This is a genomic window from Kribbella sp. NPDC058245, from assembly GCF_042882005.1.
In the GTDB taxonomy this organism is placed as follows: domain Bacteria; phylum Actinomycetota; class Actinomycetes; order Propionibacteriales; family Kribbellaceae; genus Kribbella.
In genome coordinates this window covers 344609-362733 of the sequence record NZ_JBHVWY010000004.1, presented here as the reverse complement: position 1 = coordinate 362733, position 18125 = coordinate 344609, and the positions used below count along the sequence as shown (strand labels likewise).

At 66.6% G+C, this 18125-nt stretch carries 23 protein-coding genes; 12 read left to right on the top strand and 11 right to left on the bottom strand.

Annotated features, from left to right (window positions below):
* The first annotated feature begins 4 nt into the window (after window positions 1-4).
* A complete protein-coding gene (locus tag ACFVWG_RS11045) occupies window positions 5-703 on the top strand; it encodes a GAF and ANTAR domain-containing protein (RefSeq protein WP_391543037.1) in 699 nt (232 codons plus the stop codon).
* On the opposite strand, the gene ACFVWG_RS11040 is transcribed toward ACFVWG_RS11045, so the two are convergent.
* Window positions 700-1395: a GAF and ANTAR domain-containing protein gene (locus tag ACFVWG_RS11040; RefSeq protein ID WP_391543036.1), complete on the bottom strand. Its 696-nt coding sequence runs from the start codon at window positions 1393-1395 to the stop codon at window positions 700-702. The two genes, ACFVWG_RS11045 and ACFVWG_RS11040, sit on opposite strands and share 4 nt — an antisense overlap.
* Before the next feature lie 239 nt (window positions 1396-1634).
* Between ACFVWG_RS11040 and ACFVWG_RS11035 the strand changes: the two genes are divergently transcribed.
* Genes ACFVWG_RS11035 through ACFVWG_RS11020 form a run of 4 tightly spaced genes read left to right on the top strand, consistent with a single transcriptional unit; the run spans window position 1635 to window position 4888 of the window.
* Window positions 1635-2570, top strand: coding sequence for an o-succinylbenzoate--CoA ligase (locus ACFVWG_RS11035; protein ID WP_391543035.1), 936 nt, complete (start codon window positions 1635-1637; stop codon window positions 2568-2570).
* Entirely contained in the window at window positions 2563-3642 is a 1080-nt protein-coding gene (locus ACFVWG_RS11030) for a thiolase family protein (protein ID WP_391543034.1), read from the top strand. Before ACFVWG_RS11035 ends, ACFVWG_RS11030 begins: the two co-directional genes overlap by 8 nt.
* Window positions 3633-4316, top strand: a complete 684-nt coding sequence (locus ACFVWG_RS11025; protein WP_391543033.1) for an energy-coupling factor ABC transporter ATP-binding protein — start codon at window positions 3633-3635, stop codon at window positions 4314-4316. The genes ACFVWG_RS11030 and ACFVWG_RS11025 overlap by 10 nt, the downstream gene beginning before the upstream one ends.
* On the top strand, window positions 4313-4888 hold the full coding sequence (locus ACFVWG_RS11020) for an energy-coupling factor transporter transmembrane component T family protein (RefSeq protein ID WP_391543032.1): 576 nt from the start codon (window positions 4313-4315) through the stop codon (window positions 4886-4888). Before ACFVWG_RS11025 ends, ACFVWG_RS11020 begins: the two co-directional genes overlap by 4 nt.
* On the opposite strand, the gene ACFVWG_RS11015 is transcribed toward ACFVWG_RS11020, so the two are convergent.
* The 3 genes from ACFVWG_RS11015 to ACFVWG_RS11005 form a co-directional block, all read right to left on the bottom strand.
* The gene (locus ACFVWG_RS11015) at window positions 4837-5445 is read right to left on the bottom strand and encodes a biotin transporter BioY (protein WP_391543031.1); all 609 of its coding nucleotides are present in this window, start codon (window positions 5443-5445) and stop codon (window positions 4837-4839) included. The two genes, ACFVWG_RS11020 and ACFVWG_RS11015, sit on opposite strands and share 52 nt — an antisense overlap.
* 18 nt (window positions 5446-5463) lie before the next feature.
* Window positions 5464-6777 (bottom strand): glycoside hydrolase family 30 beta sandwich domain-containing protein, encoded by a 1314-nt coding sequence (locus ACFVWG_RS11010; RefSeq protein ID WP_391543030.1) that lies wholly within the window; start codon window positions 6775-6777, stop codon window positions 5464-5466.
* Window positions 6778-6940: 163 nt separating this feature from the next.
* Window positions 6941-7897, bottom strand: coding sequence for a GlxA family transcriptional regulator (locus ACFVWG_RS11005; RefSeq protein ID WP_391543029.1), 957 nt, complete (start codon window positions 7895-7897; stop codon window positions 6941-6943).
* 99 nt (window positions 7898-7996) lie between these two features.
* Between ACFVWG_RS11005 and ACFVWG_RS11000 the strand changes: the two genes are divergently transcribed.
* Window positions 7997-8419, top strand: a complete 423-nt coding sequence (locus ACFVWG_RS11000; RefSeq protein WP_391543028.1) for an avidin/streptavidin family protein — start codon at window positions 7997-7999, stop codon at window positions 8417-8419.
* A gap of 622 nt (window positions 8420-9041) precedes the next feature.
* Window positions 9042-9170 (top strand): hypothetical protein, encoded by a 129-nt coding sequence (locus tag ACFVWG_RS10995; protein WP_391543027.1) that lies wholly within the window; start codon window positions 9042-9044, stop codon window positions 9168-9170.
* Between the two features lie 23 nt (window positions 9171-9193).
* On the opposite strand, the gene ACFVWG_RS10990 is transcribed toward ACFVWG_RS10995, so the two are convergent.
* Window positions 9194-10084, bottom strand: coding sequence for an acetamidase/formamidase family protein (locus ACFVWG_RS10990; RefSeq protein WP_391543026.1), 891 nt, complete (start codon window positions 10082-10084; stop codon window positions 9194-9196).
* Window positions 10085-10257: 173 nt separating this feature from the next.
* Here ACFVWG_RS10990 and ACFVWG_RS10985 point away from each other — a divergent pair, with 173 nt between their 5' ends.
* Window positions 10258-10977 (top strand): hypothetical protein, encoded by a 720-nt coding sequence (locus tag ACFVWG_RS10985; RefSeq protein WP_391543025.1) that lies wholly within the window; start codon window positions 10258-10260, stop codon window positions 10975-10977.
* 63 nt (window positions 10978-11040) lie between these two features.
* On the opposite strand, the gene ACFVWG_RS10980 is transcribed toward ACFVWG_RS10985, so the two are convergent.
* Window positions 11041-12015 carry a hypothetical protein gene (locus ACFVWG_RS10980; RefSeq protein WP_391543024.1) on the bottom strand — a complete coding sequence of 325 codons (975 nt, stop codon included), beginning with the start codon at window positions 12013-12015 and terminating at the stop codon, window positions 11041-11043.
* Between the two features lie 76 nt (window positions 12016-12091).
* Complete coding sequence (locus ACFVWG_RS10975) at window positions 12092-12847, bottom strand: class I SAM-dependent methyltransferase (RefSeq protein WP_391543023.1); 756 nt, start codon at window positions 12845-12847, stop codon at window positions 12092-12094.
* A gap of 162 nt (window positions 12848-13009) precedes the next feature.
* On the opposite strand from ACFVWG_RS10975, the gene ACFVWG_RS10970 reads away from it, so the two are divergent.
* Window positions 13010-13375: a hypothetical protein gene (locus tag ACFVWG_RS10970; protein WP_391543022.1), complete on the top strand. Its 366-nt coding sequence runs from the start codon at window positions 13010-13012 to the stop codon at window positions 13373-13375.
* Between the two features lie 49 nt (window positions 13376-13424).
* Window positions 13425-13763: a YnfA family protein gene (locus ACFVWG_RS10965; RefSeq protein ID WP_391543021.1), complete on the top strand. Its 339-nt coding sequence runs from the start codon at window positions 13425-13427 to the stop codon at window positions 13761-13763.
* A 64-nt stretch (window positions 13764-13827) separates the two neighbouring features.
* On the opposite strand, the gene ACFVWG_RS10960 is transcribed toward ACFVWG_RS10965, so the two are convergent.
* A complete protein-coding gene (locus tag ACFVWG_RS10960) occupies window positions 13828-14394 on the bottom strand; it encodes a TetR/AcrR family transcriptional regulator (protein WP_391543020.1) in 567 nt (188 codons plus the stop codon).
* Window positions 14395-14478: 84 nt separating this feature from the next.
* On the opposite strand from ACFVWG_RS10960, the gene ACFVWG_RS10955 reads away from it, so the two are divergent.
* Complete coding sequence (locus ACFVWG_RS10955; RefSeq protein ID WP_391543019.1) at window positions 14479-15507, top strand: alpha/beta fold hydrolase; 1029 nt, start codon at window positions 14479-14481, stop codon at window positions 15505-15507.
* 37 nt (window positions 15508-15544) lie between these two features.
* Here the strand turns inward: ACFVWG_RS10955 and ACFVWG_RS10950 are convergent, their stop codons facing one another.
* On the bottom strand, window positions 15545-16141 hold the full coding sequence (locus ACFVWG_RS10950; protein ID WP_391543018.1) for a TetR/AcrR family transcriptional regulator: 597 nt from the start codon (window positions 16139-16141) through the stop codon (window positions 15545-15547).
* 50 nt (window positions 16142-16191) lie between these two features.
* On the opposite strand from ACFVWG_RS10950, the gene ACFVWG_RS10945 reads away from it, so the two are divergent.
* Window positions 16192-16824, top strand: coding sequence for a hypothetical protein (locus tag ACFVWG_RS10945; protein WP_391543017.1), 633 nt, complete (start codon window positions 16192-16194; stop codon window positions 16822-16824).
* Window positions 16825-16833: 9 nt separating this feature from the next.
* Here the strand turns inward: ACFVWG_RS10945 and ACFVWG_RS10940 are convergent, their stop codons facing one another.
* Both ACFVWG_RS10940 and ACFVWG_RS10935 read right to left on the bottom strand, forming a co-directional pair.
* Entirely contained in the window at window positions 16834-17610 is a 777-nt protein-coding gene (locus ACFVWG_RS10940; protein WP_391543016.1) for an LLM class flavin-dependent oxidoreductase, read from the bottom strand.
* A gap of 37 nt (window positions 17611-17647) precedes the next feature.
* Window positions 17648-18106, bottom strand: a complete 459-nt coding sequence (locus tag ACFVWG_RS10935) for a GNAT family N-acetyltransferase (protein WP_391543015.1) — start codon at window positions 18104-18106, stop codon at window positions 17648-17650.
* Between the last annotated feature and the right edge of the window lie 19 nt (window positions 18107-18125).

Sequence of the window (18125 nt, the reverse complement as noted above, 5' to 3'; positions counted from 1 at the left end):
GGCCATGGATGCGACCGGACTTCTCGAGACGACCGAACGATTGTCGAAGTCGCTGACGCCCGGTGATCTTGACCACACGCTGAGTCGGATTACGGCGGCCGCCGTGGAGGTCCTGCCCGAGGTCGAGTATGCGAGCTTCACGATCAAGCACAGTGACGGGCGGGTGGAGACGGTCGCGCCGACCGACGAGTTGCTGTGGGGTGTGGACGCGGCGCAGTACAAGCTTCGGGAGGGGCCGTGTTACGACGCGGCCACCGAGGGTGTGCACGTGCTGTCGCCGGATCTCGCCAACGACGACCGGTTTCCCCGGTACGCCGCTACGGCGGTCGCGACCGGGATTCTGGCGCAGGCGGGGTTGCGGTTGTTCGATGCGCCGAAGTCTCAGGGGGCGTTGAATCTCTACTCGACGACGGTGGGGTCGTTCGAGGATCTGGGGGAGATCGGCGTGCTGTTCACGCATCAGTCGGCGATGGCGATCGGGTACGCGCAGGAGATCGGCGATCTGCAGGAGGCGCTGCGCTCCCGCCGTACGATCGGACAGGCGATCGGGCTGTTGATGGAGCGGTACACGCTCACCGATCAGCGGGCGTTCGCGTTTCTGACCCGGTTGTCGCAGCACCGGAACGTGAAGCTGCGGAGGGTTTCCGAGGAGCTCGTCGCCGACGCCCAGCGCGCCGGCGAGGAGAGCCTCACCAAGAGTTAGCGCACGCGGTCGGGGAGCCTGCGGGTGTCGATGAGCTCCTGGGCGACGTCGCGCAGTTTGCGGTTGTTGTCCTGGGAGTAGCGCTTCAGGACCTCGAAGGCGCGGCCGCCGTCGAGGTCGTAGCGCTCCATCAGGATGCCCATCGCCTGGCCGATCAGTTTCCGGGCGTCGACCGCCTGGATCATCGTCGCTTGGTGGCGTGCGGATGCGATCGCGATCGAGGCGTGCCTGGCCAGGACGTGGGCCACTGCCAGGTCGTCCACGGTGAAGGCGCCGGGCTTGGCGCCGTACAGGTTGAGCACCGCCTCGGAGCGGCCGGTGACGGCCAGCGGCAGGTGGACCGCGCTGTGAATTCCGGCGGCGCTCAATTGGTCGAGGAGCCGCCGCGACCACCTGGTCTCCGTCTGGACGTCGGTGATCGAGAGTGCCGTCCGCTCCCGGATGGCGGTCAGGAGCGGTCCGGCGTCGGCCTCGATCTGTTCCTGATAGAGCTCGGCCAGCTTCGGGTCGGTCGAGGCGAGCAGCTCCGGCCGACGGCCTTGGGTGATCAGCACGACCGAGGCGTACTGACACCAGACGGCTTGCAGCGCGAACTGGACGACGGCCTCGACGGTCTCTTCGACCCCGTCGACTGCTTGCAGCTCAGCTGCCAGTCTGCTGAAGGCTTCGGCCGACGAATGGTCGACAGACATGACAATGCTCCACACGCCTCGCGGCGGCAGCCACCCACCTTCCGGAGCGACCCGCGCCTATCTTGCCCGATGGTTCCCACCAATCGGAACCGGGCCGACCAAACCGGGCTGAGTGGTCTGCCTAACGACAGGTAGTAGTCACCTGATTGCGGTCGCGGCGGCGTCGCTCAGGCGTGCGGCGGGGTATGCGTAGACGACTACCTCCTGTCCTTGGGCGCGTACGAACTACAGTCAGGGCTGTGATTGTGCGGCCGTTGGAGACGGACGACCCGGTGCGGGCGGTGTTTGCGGCGCGGGAGCGTGGGGTGGTGATCGCGCTGGCGACGTCCGGTACGACGGATCGGCCGCGGTTCGTGGTGCGGGATCCGGAGTCGTGGTGGGCGTCGTTCCCGGCGTACTCGGAGTTGACCGGTGTCCGCGCCGGGGCAACCGTGTGGATTCCGGGACCCGTGAGCGCGACGATGAATCTGTTTGCTGCGGTGCACGCGGAGGCGGTTGGGGCTCGGGTGGTCGAGGAGCCTGGTGAGGCGACGCACGCTTGTCTGACGCCTGCGCAGCTTGATCGGCTCGGTGATGAGCTGAAGCCTGAGGCCGTGGTGTGTGTTGCGGGCGCTCGGCTGGAGCAGCGGTCTGCGGGGCCGCAGGTTGTTCACTACTACGGTGCTGCCGAGTTGTCGTTTGTGGCTGCGGGCAACCATGGTGATGACCTGCAGCCGTTCGACGGGGTTGAGGTTGAGCTTCGGGACGGTGAGATCTGGGTGCGGTCGCCGTACGTCTGCCTCGGGTACGCCGATGGCGCGGCCGGTCCGCTGCGGACTGATCCGGACGGGTGGGCGACGGTGGGGGACCGCGGACGATGGTCCGGTACGGCGTTGCGCGTGCTGGGGCGGCCTGGAACTGTCACGACGGCCGGCGCGACCGTGGTGATCGCCGAGGTTGAGGAGCAGTTGGCGCGGATCGCCCGCGGGCCGGTGGTCGTTTTCGGGGTGCCGCATGCGGTGCTGGGTGAGGTGCTGGCGGTTGCCGTTGTCGATGAGGATGACCTGGTGGTGTTGCGGACGTTTGCTCGTGAACAGTTGCCGTCGTCGCATCGGCCGCGGCGGTGGCAGGTTGTCGACGAGATGCCGCTGACTGCTGGCGGCAAGGTTGATCGAGTGCGGTTGGCGCGTGGCTGACGTGTTCATCACGCATGCGCTCCGGACGCCGATCGGCACCGCAGGTAAGGCTTTTCGCGAGGTGACCGCCGCCGAGCTGGGCGGGGTACTGCTGGGGGAGCTGGTCCGCAGACTGCCGGGGCCGGTGGAAGATGTTGTCCTCGGCAACTGTATGGGGCCGGGCGGGAACCTAGCTCGGGTTGCTGCATTGACTGCTGGGATTGGCGATCACGTGCCGGCGCTGACCGTTGATCGGCAGTGCGCGAGCGGCCTGGCCGCGATCGAGATCGCCCGACCTCGCGATGGATACGTGCTGGCCGGTGGGGTGGAGAGCGCTTCGACGGCGCCCTGGCGATCGTGGCCGGAGACGCGGGTCCGGTACGAGCGTGCGCCGTTTGCTCCCGCGGGTCGTGACCCGGAGATGGGCGCTGCGGCTGACGCGTTAGCCGAGCTGCACGGGATCACGCGCAGTCGGCAGGACGAGTATGCAGCGAGGTCGCACGAGCGGGCCGCGGCTGCACAGGATGCGGGTGCCTTCGAGGGCGAGATCGTGCCGGTTCAAGGCGAGGTGGTTGATGAGCGGGTGCGCAGTGGGCTGACCGTGCAGCGATTGGGAAAGTTGCCGGCGGTCTTCCGGGCCGACGGGACGGTGACGGCCGGGAACTCGTGCGGCGTGAACGATGGTGCCGCGGTAGTGGCGCTGTCTCGAGAGGCTGGCCAGGGCCTTCGCGTGGTGGCGGCTGCATCTGCTGGAGTGGACCCGACGTTGCCGGGGCTTGGGATTGTGCCTGCTGTGCAACGGGTTCTGAAGCTGGCTGGGTTGACCTTGCCGGAGATCGACGTGTGGGAGTTCAACGAGGCGTTCGCCGGCCAAGTGCTCGCGTGCTGCGACGTGCTCGGGCTTCCCGACGACCGCGTCTGCCCGCAGGGCGGAGCGCTCGCGCTCGGGCATCCATGGGGCGCGAGTGGCGCCGTACTGGCGGTGCGGTTGTTCAGTCAGTTGGTCACTCAGGAGGGCGGTCGGTACGGCGTCGCCGCGATCGCTGCTGGTGGTGGCCAAGGTACGGCGATCCTGGTCGAAGCATGCCGCTGATCGAATTCGCCGAAGTGACGCACGCCTTCGGAGACGGACCAGCTGTCCTGGAAGACGTCACGGTCTCCCTTCAGGAGCGCCGGATCGGCATCATCGGCGGCAACGGTTCGGGCAAGTCGACGTTCGTGCGGATGATCAACGGGCTGGTCGTTCCAGAGGCAGGCACGGTGAAGGTCGACGGGGACAGCACCGCGAACCAGGCCCGCCGGATCCGCCGGAAGGTCGGCTTCTGCTTCACGAATCCGGACTCGCAGATCGTGATGCCGACCGTCGCCGAAGATGTTGCCTTCGGCCTCCGTCGGCTTCGCCTCGCCAAAACCGACGTACAGCAACGTGTCTCCGGCATCCTCGCCACCTACGGCCTGACCGAACTCGCCGATCGTCCCGCACACACGTTGTCGGGTGGGCAGAAACAGCTGCTGGCACTGGCGTCCGTTGTGGTGACCGAGCCCGAGGTTCTCGTGCTCGACGAGCCCACCACATTGCTTGACCTGAGCAACGAACGGCGGATCCGGCGCGAGATCGAGCAGCTCGATCTCCAAGTGATCCTGGTGACCCATCACTTGCATCTGCTGGACGACTTCGACCGCGTCCTGGTCTTTCACGACGGGCGTCTGGCTGCCGACGATCGTCCTGACGAGGCTCGAGCGGCGTACCGGAAGCTCGTCACATGAGCGACCTGATGATCTATTCGCCCGGTACGTCGATCATCCACCGCCTGCCCGCTGGTGCGAAGGTACTCACCCTGGCTGTGGTCTCGATCGCCACCGTGGTCGTCGACCGAGCGTGGTTAACAGCGGGCGCGCTCGCGTTGGCCGCGACGGCTACGGTGCTGGCGCGTCTCCCACGCAGACTGCTTGTCAAGCAGTGGAAGGCGTACTTGGTGGTCGTCGTTCTGCTCGGCGGCTACCAATGGTTGACCGACGGCCTGGCGACAGCCTTCCATGTCGCGGGCGGGTTGGCTGCACTCCTCGCGCTGGCCGGTGTCGTCAGCAGTACAACGCGCACCACCGACCTTCTCGATCTGGCGGTTCGTTGTACCACCGAGCGTGTTGGGATAACCGTTGCCCTAGGCATCCGTTCGGTTGCCGTCGTCTACGACCTGGCTCGTGATGTCCGCGCGGCCCAGTTGGCCCGTGGACTCGGGTTCAGCCTGCGAGCGTTCGCCGTACCGCTGGTGGTTCGTTCGCTGCGTCAGGCCGACGGGTTGGCCGAGGCCTTGATCGCGCGCGGCTTCGACGACTGACGCCGCGGCAGCAGATCCGGTACGGCGCGGTGCACGGCGTCGGCGACCACAGTCGCGATCACGGCCTTGATGCTGTCGCCGATCAGGAAGAACGCGCTGCCGGTGATCGCCTCACCCAACGACAGATGCGCACGCCAAGCCGTCACTGGAATCCCGATGCAGTACAGCACCACGATCCCGCCGAACACGATGCTCGGCAGACCCAACCACATCCGGTACGGCGCTCCGAACCGATAAACGAGTGCCCCGATCACGAACGCGGACACCGGGAACCCGATCACGTACCCGGCGCTCGGTCCCGTGAAGACGCCCAGGCCGCCCCGGCCGCCGGAGAGCAGCGGCAGTCCGAGCGCGACCAGCCCGAGGAACAGCACCATCGAGAGTCCACCGCGACGACCGCCGAGGATCGCCCCGGTGATCATCACGCCCAGTGTCTGGACGGTGACGGGCACCGGGAATCCGAACGGCGACACCCCTGGCACCAGGCCCATGGCGCCGACCAGACCCGCGAAGGTCGCGATCAACGCCAGGTCCCGGGTGCGCTTATCTGAGTTCACGGGGTCATTGTGCCTGCTTCAGCCGGCCCACTTGAAGGTGGTGACCGCTCCGGCGGGCAGCGTGTAGTTGAAGGACTGGCCGTTGTAGCGGACGGTGAACGTCTTGGCCGAGCTGGACGGGTTGAGTGCGATCAGGGCGACCGAGTTGTCGGGGTTGCGGAAGGCAACGGTCTCGACACTGCCGGCGACGGTGGTCGAGCTGATTCGGCGTGCACCAGGTACGACGAACTTGCTCGCGTGCCCGAGGGCGTAGTACTCGACGTTATAACTGACGTTGCCGGTACCGGAGTTGATCGTGACCACACCGCGGCAGTCCGTGCAGCCGCCGTTCGTGGGGCCGTGGTTCTGGTCGAGGGCGAGGTTCCAGAACAGGACGCCCTTGGCCCAGTTCCGGGTCCCGCCGATGATCAGGTTCTGCAGGTTCCACTTCAGGTTGTCGCCGAAGTTCGGCGCCCAGTCGCCACCGGCGCACTCCGTGAACCAGATGTCCTTGTCCGGATGCGCATTGTGTACGGCGGTCTGTGCGCTCACGTCACCGGCGTAGCAGTGGAACGCCGAACCGGCCAAGTACTGCTTCGCACCCGCATCGTTGAGAACGGTCGTCGCGTAGTTCGCCTCGTTCCAGTTGTGGTCCCAGGCAACGAGTTTGGGCGACAGGCCGTTGGCCGCGAGCTTCGGACCGAGCTGGTTCTTGATCACGTCGGCCTGCTGAGCCGGTTCCATCCGCATCGACTCGTACGCCGCCTCGTTGTGCGGCTCGTTCTGGATCGCCAGCGAGTAGATCGGCAACCCTTCGGCCGCGTAGGCCTGCAGATACTTCACGTAGTAGTCCGCGAAGACCGACTGCCGATCGGTGCGCAGACTGCCGCCGTACAAGGAGTTGTTGGTCTTCATCCAGGCCGGCGGCGTCCACGGGCTGGCCATGAGTTCGAGCGACGAGTTCTTGGCCTTGGCCGCCTTGAGGACCGGGATCGTGAACGCCTTGTCGTGGTTGATCGAGAAGTCGTTCAGGTCGCAGCAGGTGTCGTCGAAGGTGTAGTCGGCGCTGTTCGCTGTGAAGTCGCTCGCGCCGATCGGGAGCCGCATCAGGCTGAGCCCGATGCCGTTCGTGCGGTCGAACAGCTTGGTCAGCAAGGCATCGCGCTGACTGCTGCTCTGCTTGTTCCAGGTCAACCAGGTCGACGAGTCGGTGAACGCGGCACCGAAACCGTCCATGGTCTGGTACGTCGTTCCTGGGTTGACGTCGATGGTCGTCCCACTCGTCGCGGAGCCGAAGGTGACATCGGCCTGCCGGGCGAGCAGCGTGGAGCCGTCGGCCGTGGTCAGCCACACCTGGGACGAGGTCGCGGCCTGGGCCGGGGGAGCGGCGGGGAGGAGGGCGGTGACCGCGAGCAGAGCGGCCGCCGTACGGACACAGCGGTCAACTCAACGCCCTCTTCTGCCCGAGTAGCAGGTGTTCGTTTTGTGCGGCGTGGTGCTGTGCCGGGGTCTACAGCTAGAACTGTTCGCAGGCGGGTTGGGTGAAGGTGTGCCGGTAGTTAGTGGGCGTGGTGCCCACCTCGTCGGTGAACCGGCGTCGAAAGTTCGAGGGGTCGCCGAACCCGGTCGCCGTGGCGATGGCCGCCACGGGCGTATCGGTGCGCTCCAGCAGGACGCGGGCTTGCTCGATCCTGCGGCGCAGCAACCACTTCCCGGGGGTGGTACCGAGGTGGCGGTCGAAAAGGCGGGCCAACGTGCGGGGCGAGACCGCCCCCTGTGCGGCCAGTTCGTCGATACTGATCGGACGGTGCAGGTTCTGCCCGGCCCAGTCCAGAATCCGGGCGAGCGTGCCCTGTTCAGGGGTATCCCGATGAGGTGCCACCTGATGGTACTGGTGTTGCCCACCCTCGCGATGTGGTGGCAGCACCATATGCCGGGCAATGTCAGCGGCATGGGCGGCACCGAAGTCACGGCGGACCAGGGCAAGTGCGAGGTCGATCGCGGCGCCGGTGCCCGCGCTGGTGGCGACGTCACCATGGTCGACGTACAGGGCATGTGGCTGGACCAGCACACTGGGATAGCGGGCCGTGAGTTCGTCCGCCATCCGCCAGTGGGTAGTCGCGGCCCTGCCATCGAGCAGCCCGACCGCGGCCAGCGCGAAGGCGCCCGAGCAGATGCCGACAATGCGAGCACCGCGCGTGTGCGCGGCGACGAGGGCCTCGGCCAGCCGCGATGACGGGTGGGCCGCACGGTCCGGCCAGCCGGTGACGAACACGGAGTCGGCGGTGTCGAGGAGATCCAGGCCGCGTTCGATGAGCATCCCGTAGCCCACTTTGGTCGGGAGGACTCCGGGTGTCTCCGCGCAAACATCGAAACGATAGTGGTCGGGCACGCCGGGGTGCTCGATTCCGAACACCTCTGCCACGCAGCCGAGTTCGAACGGGGAGTGCGGTGGAATCACCACGGCGACCACACGGTGGAGAACATCTGTCCGCATGGTGGCAGGATAATCCTCAACAGTGTCGATACAGCCACTCACGCCGGTCAATGTCCAGAGGCGAGCATGGTGACCATGACTGATTCGACATCCGGCACCAGCACTGAAACCGACGTCGCATCCTGGGGGAAGTGGAGCGGGCGGTGGCGCAACCAGTACGGCTCGACGCTGACCATCACCGACGAGTCCGGTCAGCGGATCCGGGGCACCTTCCGCACCGCACTGGGAGACAGCACGTTCGCCGGGCACGAGGCCGAGATCACCGGCATACACCGGGGAAACTGCGTACACTTCGCGTTCAGCCGTTCCGGGCCGACCGGTGACACGATCGCCTCATTCACCGGCCTGCTCCGCGGGGAACGACTGGAAACCCTCTGGCACGTGGTGGCCGACTCCGCCATCAAGTCGCCAGAACCGGGGCAGCCCCCGCGACTGATGGAGCTGCCATGGGCGCATGCCGCCATGACCAACGCCGACACCTTCCAACGCGTCCACTGAGGAACATCCCGTCGCGAACACATACGGAGAACACACTCTCATGCCGCGATGAGCGCGTCCCGCCAGATCTGGGTCGGCCGGATCGTTCCCAGCTCGGTCCGCGCTGGGAACGATCCGACGGGAGCTCATGTCATCGCCGCGCTGCGACGATCGGGATGCCGAGCTCGACCGGTGTGATGCGGGCCAGCCGTTTGGTCTCCTCTCGTTTCTGCCGGAGGAAGGCCAGGGTCAGGTCAATGCCTTCAACCTCACCAAGCCAAAATTGCGGGCCACCCGCAACCACGCCACCAGGGTCGCGACGTCAGCCTCGGTCGCCCGGTCCCACTCGATCCGCAAAAACACAACAGCCGGTGCCACCGCAACAGGTCAAACCCATAGCTGCGGCACGTCAACGGGCTCGCGTCGCCGAGCCTCAGATCCCGCAAGTACGCGACGACCGGCTCCAATCGCCCGCCGTCGCCGCCCACGACCACGAACGGCAGGTCGGACGTCTCGCCCTTGACCACCGTTCCCACCGCCGGGACAGATCGCCGCCCGTCGGCCAACGCCTGCCGCATGTCCTCGACCACACCACGTCGTTCCACCAGACCAGGCATCCAGCCTGGTCATTGATCTTGACGTGGTGCAGTCAACAGGGGTGCTGCTCGAACTCGTTGCACTCCTCCCCGGACGCTGGCCGCATCTCCCCGAAGGGCCGCAGGGCACGGCGGCGCTCGATGAAGAACTGATGCCTCCGCGCGATTCCGGCTGATTCCCTACGGGGCCGGGGGACCATCATCTAGGGGAGTAGGGCAGCAGTGGCTTCTCGACGGTGAGGAGGTCTTCGATCGGGCCTAGCCAGCTCGACGGGACGAGGAGCTTGTAGGTAGGCGAGTGGGAGACGACGCTCGACACGCGCAGGTCGCCGATCAAGCCGAGCAGAGCGTTGGCTCGCTCGAAGCCGAGTTGTTGCGTGAATCCGAGGTGGTGGACGGCATCGGAGATGGCTTGGGTGTAGGCCTCTTTCTCGTTGAAGCGGCTGCACAGGTGAACGGTCGCATCGGTGGTGCGGACGAGAGGACGGTGCGGGCGGGTGTTCGGGATCACCTCGACGGTAAGGTCGCACCAGGAGCCAATCTCAACGCCCTGGCCGCTGATTTCACCATCGCCCATCGCGGCGTGCGCGTCGCCGACGACGAACCGGCCCGATCCGATTTCGTCGTAGAGATAGAGGGTTGATCCCGGGGCGAACTCCTTGGTGTCGAGGTTGCCGCCGTGGTCCCAGGGGTCGGCGATCAGTTCGGGCCTGACCAGGCCGAGCCAGCCGAGCATCGGGACAACCGGTACGACATGTTGGCCGTCGAGGATGGCCTGGTCACCGCTGAGTTCTGCGCGGCCGGCGTATTCCTCGGTGGCGGACTCGCGAAGGACACCACCCCAGGGCTCCCAGGGTTTGGTCGTGCCTGCGAAGCCGTAATGACCGACGGGATCCAGTTCAAGGGCGTGGAGGTGGAAGGCGAGAGTGTCGCCCGGGCTTACACCTTCGACGCGGAGTGGCCCGGTCAGGAAGGGGTACTCCGAACCTGGCCAGGTACGGATCCGGGTTCTTCGACCGGGCTGAAGACTCGCAGCGTCCGGGAGATCGTGGCAGTCCAGATCAACGGGTGGCGCGGCGATGGGGTCCATCACGGCACTGTAGGACCATCGAAAGCGATGTCACAGGCGATTATCGGAGCGAGCGCTGGCGCTGGGCAGCGACGTAGCAGAAGTCATGCTTGCCTTGGTGGGCCGTGGCAAGGGTTGAGTCAGCAACCGGTCACCGGAGGTTCAGGGGAGGCCGGGGCTCCTAGGTTGAAGTAATGCGGCGCGACAAGCTCGGTGGGTTAGTACAACAGTTCTGGGCGGCGTGGGCGGTCGTGAGCTCCGGCTCGCGTCGGAGGCTCGACATCGCACGCTGTCTACGTCTGGCCAACAAGGCGGAGAAGTACCTCTTCCAGCTCGTGCATGCCGACCCGACTGACCGCGCCCTCGAGCGGGCGTTCGGCGACATCGCCGGCTGCCGCGCGGCGATCACGATGGCCTATCCGCAACCGTCGTACCAGCGCATGGCCCTTGACGCGGCGAGAACTTCGCTCTGGGCCCTGCACGGCGCCGAACTGGCGGGCGGACGACGAGACGCCATGCGGGCGCTGCTCGAATCGGAGACCTTCGACTACGACATTGGACCGGGCCTCGGCGGGTATTCCGACGGTGAAACCACACTCCTGGCAGCCGCGGACAGTCGGATCCTGCTCGCCGAGTGTCTGATCCGATCTCGGCACGGGAACCCTGACAAGGGCCTGACGCCGACCGAGCTCCGGGCCCGGATGGCCGAGACCTCCGCCTGGTCCGCACAGCCAGAACTCCGTTGGTGCCAACTGGCTTCGTGCCGACGCTGCGGCGCCGACGAAGAGGCCGGCATCCTGGCAACCGAGGCATCCGCTATCTACGACTTCCTGACCGAGGTCGCTCCTACCGCGCGGCCATCCGACGAGTTGCGAGCCCGCTGCGATGCCGTAGTGCACGCAGTACAGCGCTAGTGCCTCATCAAACCGATCCGGCGTGCGTGGTGGCCGGGTCTGAACCGGCCACCACTGCCGCTCCTACTCGCCTACAAGTGGGTCGACGAGCGGGGTGAAGCGGAAGTAGGTCGGGTCGTTGAACGCGCCGGGAACCCTGCCGAGGCCGTGGATGACCGTGGTGGTGCCGTTGGCGTGACCGACGGCGTACAGAAAGGCCGATTGGGTGTCCTTGTCGATGCCGAGCAGCAGGGTGCCCTGGTTGCCGCACTTCTGCGCGATCAGGAATTCGAAGCCCTGCCAGGTACTGGCGCGTACCCGTTTGGCCACTGGTTTCATCGGCGACGTTGTCGGGATGTGAATCGTGAGCAGCGTGCCGCCTCGCGTGTTCGCGAGGAACGTGTCGTAGGTCCGGGTCTTGCTGATCAACACCATTGCCTTCACCAGCCCGAACCCCGGAGCCAGGCCGGTCGTCTCCCACTGATTTCCGATGACGTTGTTCTGCCTGACCAGGATGCCGTCGCTCCGTAGCCCGTAGCTTGTCGTTCGCGGGGCGGTCCCCTCTCGATAGCGGGACTCCTCGAACGCGACGGTGTCTTCGTGTCCGCCGGCGATCGGCGTGAGGCGGATCGAGGCCGTATCGAGTGTGCCGTCGCTGGAGAACGCGTAGTCGCTCCGGGCCAGGGTCGGGCCGATGATCACATGCCCCTCGATCAAGGGGTCGCCCGACAGGAGGGAGGCGAACATCGAAGTGCTGAGCCGCACCGGCTCGTCGTACAGCTTGGGCACGACAATCCGGTTGTTCGTCCTTGTCGGTGGCGAGCCGGCCGTGATGCGTTGCGACCGATGATCACCTCCGGCCGTCACCGACCCCAGGTCCAGCCCGCACACGCCGGAGCTGGCATCGGCGGTGGTTGTCACAGCGTCGGCGGCTCCGGGCAGCAAGCCGACGCTCAACAGCGACGCCGCGCTCAGCATTACGGAACATCGAAGGAAAAGCCTTTGCGTACAGTGCATTTCGCAACCTCTCGTGACCTGCCCCCAGGTTGCCGGCACCATGCCTGCAGTAGATCCTCACTCAGCTTGATGCGGCCGCCCCAGCGAAAGTTGCGTTGCAGTCTCGTGCACCCGTTGTCTATGCCTTGCTCGCCACCACCATGTAGTTCTCGGCCTCAGGGTTGTAGGTGCTCCTCTCCGTCCGGAGTCCGACCTGCTGCAACTCGGCTACGAGTTCGTCGTACCGGTAGGGCCAGCAGGACAGCAGTTCTGAGCGGACAAGAACCGACCCAGCCGCATCAACTTGCGCGATCGCAATCTCGATGTGGTGCTCCTCCTCCCACTGTGACGCAATCTCCCAGCGGTAGATCACGACGGCATCGCGCCCGTTCCGGCGGATGAGTCGGTCACTGATGTCGAGCCGGGAACCTCTGGCCCTCACGAGTTCCCAGGTGCGGGAGGTGAGTACCAAGCGTCCGCCACGGCGCAGAAGGCGTGACATCGACTCCAGAGCAGCAACCCTGCCTGTCGCGCCCGCGGCATGGTGCAGCGAGTTGCCAACGCAGAACACCATGTCGAAGGTGTCGTCCTCGAAATGGTCGGGCAACTTTTGCCAGTCCGCCCGCACTGTCCGGACAGCTGCCCCGAACTCCTCAGCCAACTCCGCAGTCCGACGAACCATCGCTTCGCTGGCGTCAGTTGCGACCACCTGCATGCCGCGACCGTCGAGGCCGACCGCCAACTGTCCGGTTCCGCACGAACAATCGAGGACGTGAGCGTTCGGCGGTAGGAGACTGAGGACATCGTCGAACGACGCAGCGAACTCGGCCGGCGCCAGCTTTGCATCCGAGATGAGCCACTCGTACACCTCGGCAAGCGCGTTATAGCTCGTCACGACTACTACCTCCGACACGGGGAAGACTCACGGTCGCACGTCAGTACACCAGCGGAGCAAGTCGGTTCACTCATCGGCCTCGCACTCGCCCCCAGAGTGGTTGAACAAGGCACTGAGTTCGAGGCTTGCATCCGTACTGGGGTACAGGTTTACCGTCTATGTATGTGCACCTCAGACGCCAATACTGCGGGCCTGGACTGGGTTCCGGCTTCCTGCACGCTGCCGACTGTCGAACAGCCGATCCGGGTCGCCGAGTTCGACGACCTGTTCAACGCCTACGTCCAGGGTGCTGAGCGTGTCGATGCCACCACGCTGCGGCTGACTCTCGCTGCCGACGCGGAGGCAGCGGCGCGGGATCTGGCCGGCCGGGAGAGTAGCTGCTGCTCGTTCTTCGGCTTCGACTTCATCCCCGCGGGCGACGTTATGGAGATGACAGTGACCGTTCCGGCCGCGCACGTCGCCGTACTGGATGCTTTGGCCGCCCGCATCACCGCGGCGGTCGGCCTCGGCGCGCCCATGGCCGGCTGACATGACGATCGTCAACGACGGCGTCGAGCCGGTGGGTACGTTCTGACCCATGACGATCGCCAAGTCCATTGCGCTGTTCATCGTGGCCGCCGTCGCCGAGATCGGCGGCGCCTGGCTGGTCTGGCAAGGCTGGCGCGAGCACAAGGGCCTGTGGTGGATCGCCGGCGGAATCCTTGCCCTCGGCGCCTACGGATTCGTCGCGACCTTCCAGCCCGATCCGAACTTCGGACGGATCCTGGCGGCGTACGGCGGCATCTTCGTCGCGGGCTCTCTGGCCTGGGGAATGCTCGTCGACGGGTTCCGCCCCGACCGATGGGACATCCTCGGCGCAGCAGTGTGTCTCGTCGGAGTCGCCGTGATCATGTATGCCCCAAGGAACGCCACCTGACGTCTCGTCTGCTCCGTCCCTGCTCCGTGGGGAGTGATGAACGACCGGTATGGATGCGAATTGACTATCGGATGGCGTCCACTTCGGCATGCAGGGCGGCGATCGCGTGGTCGGCGTCGAGCCCGCCCACCAGCACCCGCAGGGTGAGGCCGTCGGAGAGGGCGAGCAACCGTCGCGCGGCGACAACGGCGTCCGCCTCGCTGATGCCGCGCATCGCCCGTACGTGTGCCGCGCACTCGGCCTCGCCGACGCGCAGCGCCTCGGCGAGGACCTCGCGGATCCGGGGATCGGTGATCGCGGAGGCGAGGTACGCGTACCAGACCGCCACCCCGATCCGCCCCGCCTCGGTGCGCGGCACCTGCTGGACCAGCACGTGCAGCAGCCGGTCACGCGCCGGGGCGTCCACCGTGTCGTCGTATGCGGCGACGGCATGCGCGACAAGCCGGTCGATACCGGCCAGCACGAGGGCCTCCCGGCTGTCGAAGTAGTGCTGGATCCGGCCGATCGACACGCCCGCGGCCTGCGCGACCACGCGCAGGCTGACCCCTTCGATGCCGTGCAGGGCGATCACTTGCCACAGCGCGCGGACGATCTCGGATCGGCGCAGCTCGTGATCGACGATCTTGGGCATGGTGTGAGTCTATCCGGTATGGTCATACTGTCACCTGATGCAGTATGACCATATTGCAAAGAAATCGTCGACGGGATGACAAACATGACCACGGACAGTTCGCCGGCCGAGACGAAGGACGCGCCGGCCGAAACGAAGAAGCGGCGTCGTCGGCCCATCGTTCTGCTGGTCGTCGTCGCGGTGCTGTCCACGAGCGGATTGGTGGCGATGTTGTTCATGAGCGGACCCACGCTCGGGCACTTCCGCACTCCTGAGGGACGTGCGGCCTATGTCTCGGCCTACGACGCGGCGATGAAGACGATGCCCGCGCCCACGGCCACGCGCGACGTCACGACGACGTTCGGGACGGTGCGCACCTACATCTGGGTCAACGACAACGCGGTCGACGACGTCCCGGTCGTGCTGCTGCCCGGTCGGTCCAGCGGAGTGCCGATGTGGGGCGTCAACCTGCCCGACTTCGCCGCGCATCGCACGGTGTACGCGTTCGACGCGATCGGCGACAGCGGGCTGTCGCAGCAGACGATCCCGTTACGCGACATGGACGACAACACGCGCTGGGTCGACGAGGCGCTGACCGCGCTGAAGCTCGACAAGGTGCACCTGGTCGGGCACTCGCAAGGCGGCGGGCTCGCGACAGCCGTGGCCGTGCGATATCCCGAACGTCTCGCCAGCCTCACCGTGCTGGAGCCGATCATGACGCTGGGAACGATCCCGGCCTGGGCCTTCGGCTGGACCGCGCTCGCCTCCCTTCCGGGGATCCCGAAGTCGTGGCGTGACCACGCGCTGAACAAGATCGGCGGGATCGAGGACGAGGAGGTCGATCCGAACGACCCGGTGGCCCGGATGATCGCGGCGGGTGCCGAGCACTACTCGGCGGGAAGCCTGCCCACGCCGAAGCCGTTGACCGACGCCGAGCTGAAGGCGTTGCCGATGCCGGTCTACGTGGCCTTGGCCAGCGACAAGTCGCTGGCGGGCGGCGGCGCGGCCGACAAGGCGAAGCTGATCCCGGATGTGCGGGTCAAAGTGTGGCCGAAGACGACGCACTCGCTGCCCATGCAGGCGGGCAAGCCGCTGAACGACGAGCTCGAGTCGTTCTGGGCCGCCCACCCGTAGGGGCTTTGCGTTTGCTGGCTGGAGCCGGGGCGAGGGGTTATGGGCGGGTGAGGGCCGTGATGAGGTCGCGGATGAGCCCGCCCATGTCTACTGCCTCCGGGTCGTACAGCCACTGGACCTGTAGGCCGTCCATCGCCGCGATGACCAGTGTCGCGACGCGCACAGGGTCTGGGCCGGTCGGTAGGTCGCCGGCCGTCTGCGCCGTGCGAATCTCGTCGGCGATCATCCGGCGGAGGCCGTCGTACCGGGCGCGGAAGTAGTCCTGGGCCGGGTGGTCTTCGGTGACGCCTTCTGCGGAGAGGACGGCGTACAGCTGGGTGACGCCGCGGCGCTGGCTGTTGCGCTCCGCGGTGATGGCTAGGTGATCGAGGAAGTCGGTGCCGTAGGGCCGCTCGGGGTCGTTGACCTCGGCGATCTCGGAGCTGTCGCGGTGTGCGAGCAGTTCGGTCAGCAGTTGGTTCTTGCTGCCGAAGTGGTGCAGCAGACCGGCCGGGGTGACGCCGGCCGCGGCAGCGATCTCCTGCAGCGACGCTTTGTGAAAGCCTCTCGTGCCGAAGGCGTCGATGGCGGCCGACAGGATCTCGCCCCGAGTCGTCGCGGTCCGCTCGGCATTGCTCCGCCGCCCATTCGCCATGCGAGCACACTACCGGTGCGCTGCTTGACGGGCGGAGCAGAATTGACCGGGTGAATCTCTTCAAGCGCCGCCTCAAGCCTCCGCCCGGGCTTGTCGCCGAGGCTGCTGCGAACCCGGGCGGCTGGGTGTACGAGATCGACGCGGACTGGGTCGACGACCCGATGGGCTACGTGCCGCCGGAGGCGATCCGCGCCGGCTGGAAGGTCGATGATGCCGGGAAGCTCACCGGCGAGCACCGCGCCAACCCCAAGCACAGCTCGCCCCGGGATGAGCTCAGTGCGCTCACCTCACCCGACCACTGGCTGGGTTGGCTGGGTGACGATCCGGGCCGCGCGGTGCGCGACCTGATCGAGAAGACGCTGACTGATCAGGTCGCGGGCGCCACGCTCGAGTGGCTCAAGTTCACCGGCGAGCCGAAGTTCCTCACCAGCGCCAGACCGCTGCCGGATGAACCCAACAAGATGCAGATGCTGAAGGCGGCGCTCGCCGTCCAGTTCGCGCTCTCGGTGAAGGCGCCGACCGGTGGTCGCGATCTGTTGCTCGGCACGTTCTGCCTTGCCTTCACCGGTATGGATGATCCGGAGACTGCCCGTCAACAGTCCTGGTTCGATCTCGGCGCCACCATCGAGCAGATCGGCCCGCTGCTCGAGGACCGGCTGTTGTCCATTGGTCCGGCGACCTGAATTACCGGCTCACGACTTGAGGGCGGCGGCCTGTTCGTAGTCGTGGCGCCAGTCACCCGTGGGTGCAAGGATCACGCGCTGTACGCCGGCCGCTTCGTACGCCGCGAGCGGAGTGTCGGGCTGCGGAGCCACGACGGTTGCTCGGAGCGGCGGGCGGCCGTATTCGGCGGCGAGTTTGTTGATGGTGTCGAGGCTGGTGCGAACCTCGTCAGGTGACTGCGCGATCGTCGCCCAGCCGTCGCCGTACTGGGCTGCTCGACGGAAAGCGCGCGGGCCGTTGCCTGCAACGAAAATCGGCGGTACGACGGCGCCCGGTGCCAGCGTCACCTCGTTGCCGTCAGCAAGCGTCGCAACCCGTCCGGCGATCAGGTCGGGCAGTACGGCGAGCGCCTCGTCGGTCAACCGGCCGCGGTCGGCGAACTCAACCCCGGCGGCCCGCCACCCGGCGTCGCCATGCGCAGGGTTCCCGGTCCCGACCCCGAGCACCAGCCGATCACCTGACAGCAACTGCAAGGTGCCCACCTGCTTCGCCGCCCACGCCACCGGCCGCAGCGCCAGCAGCATCACGTTGAACCCGATCGTGATCCGCTCGGTGACGGCGGCAGCGGTCGCCAGCACCGTCGAACTGTCCAGCATCGGCGCACTCGCGATCAGATGATCCGTGCTCCACACCGAGTCCAGTCCCAGCTCCTCGGCGTACCGGGCGCTGTCCCGCACGTCCCCCAGGATCGGTCGGCTCGGGTCAGGCGTGGATGTGGGCAGGATGACGCCGATCTCAACAGTCATACCGTCGCCAACCACCCCGGGCGTCAGCCCATTCCGGTTACAGCGATTTTGCGTAGCAAGTGGTCAGCGGCTGGTCGACGTACTTACCCCAAGGCGCAGTTCGCTGGTAGCCACTCGACTCGTAAAGCGCGATCGCCTCCGGCTGCAACTCCCCGGTCGACAACCGCAGCGCGGGATGGCCGGCCTCCCGGGCCACATGCTCGAGGCAGGTCAACAGCACCCGCGCGAAACCACGCCCACGAGCAGCCGGTACGACGTACATCCGCTTCAGCTCGCCATCACCCGCGTGCTCGCCGTCCGCGTCAAAAGCCTGTACGGCGCCGCAACCGACCGCGGTGTCGTCATCGAGTACGACGAGATACCGGGCACCGTCCTTCACCTGCGAGCGACCTTCAGCGCCGTACCGGCCGACGAGTTCCTCGAACGCGGCGGCCAGCAACCGCGCCAGCTCCGGATCGTCCACCGGCCGTTCCTCGATCACCAAGTCAGTCGCCACGGCGCCCATTCTGCATCAC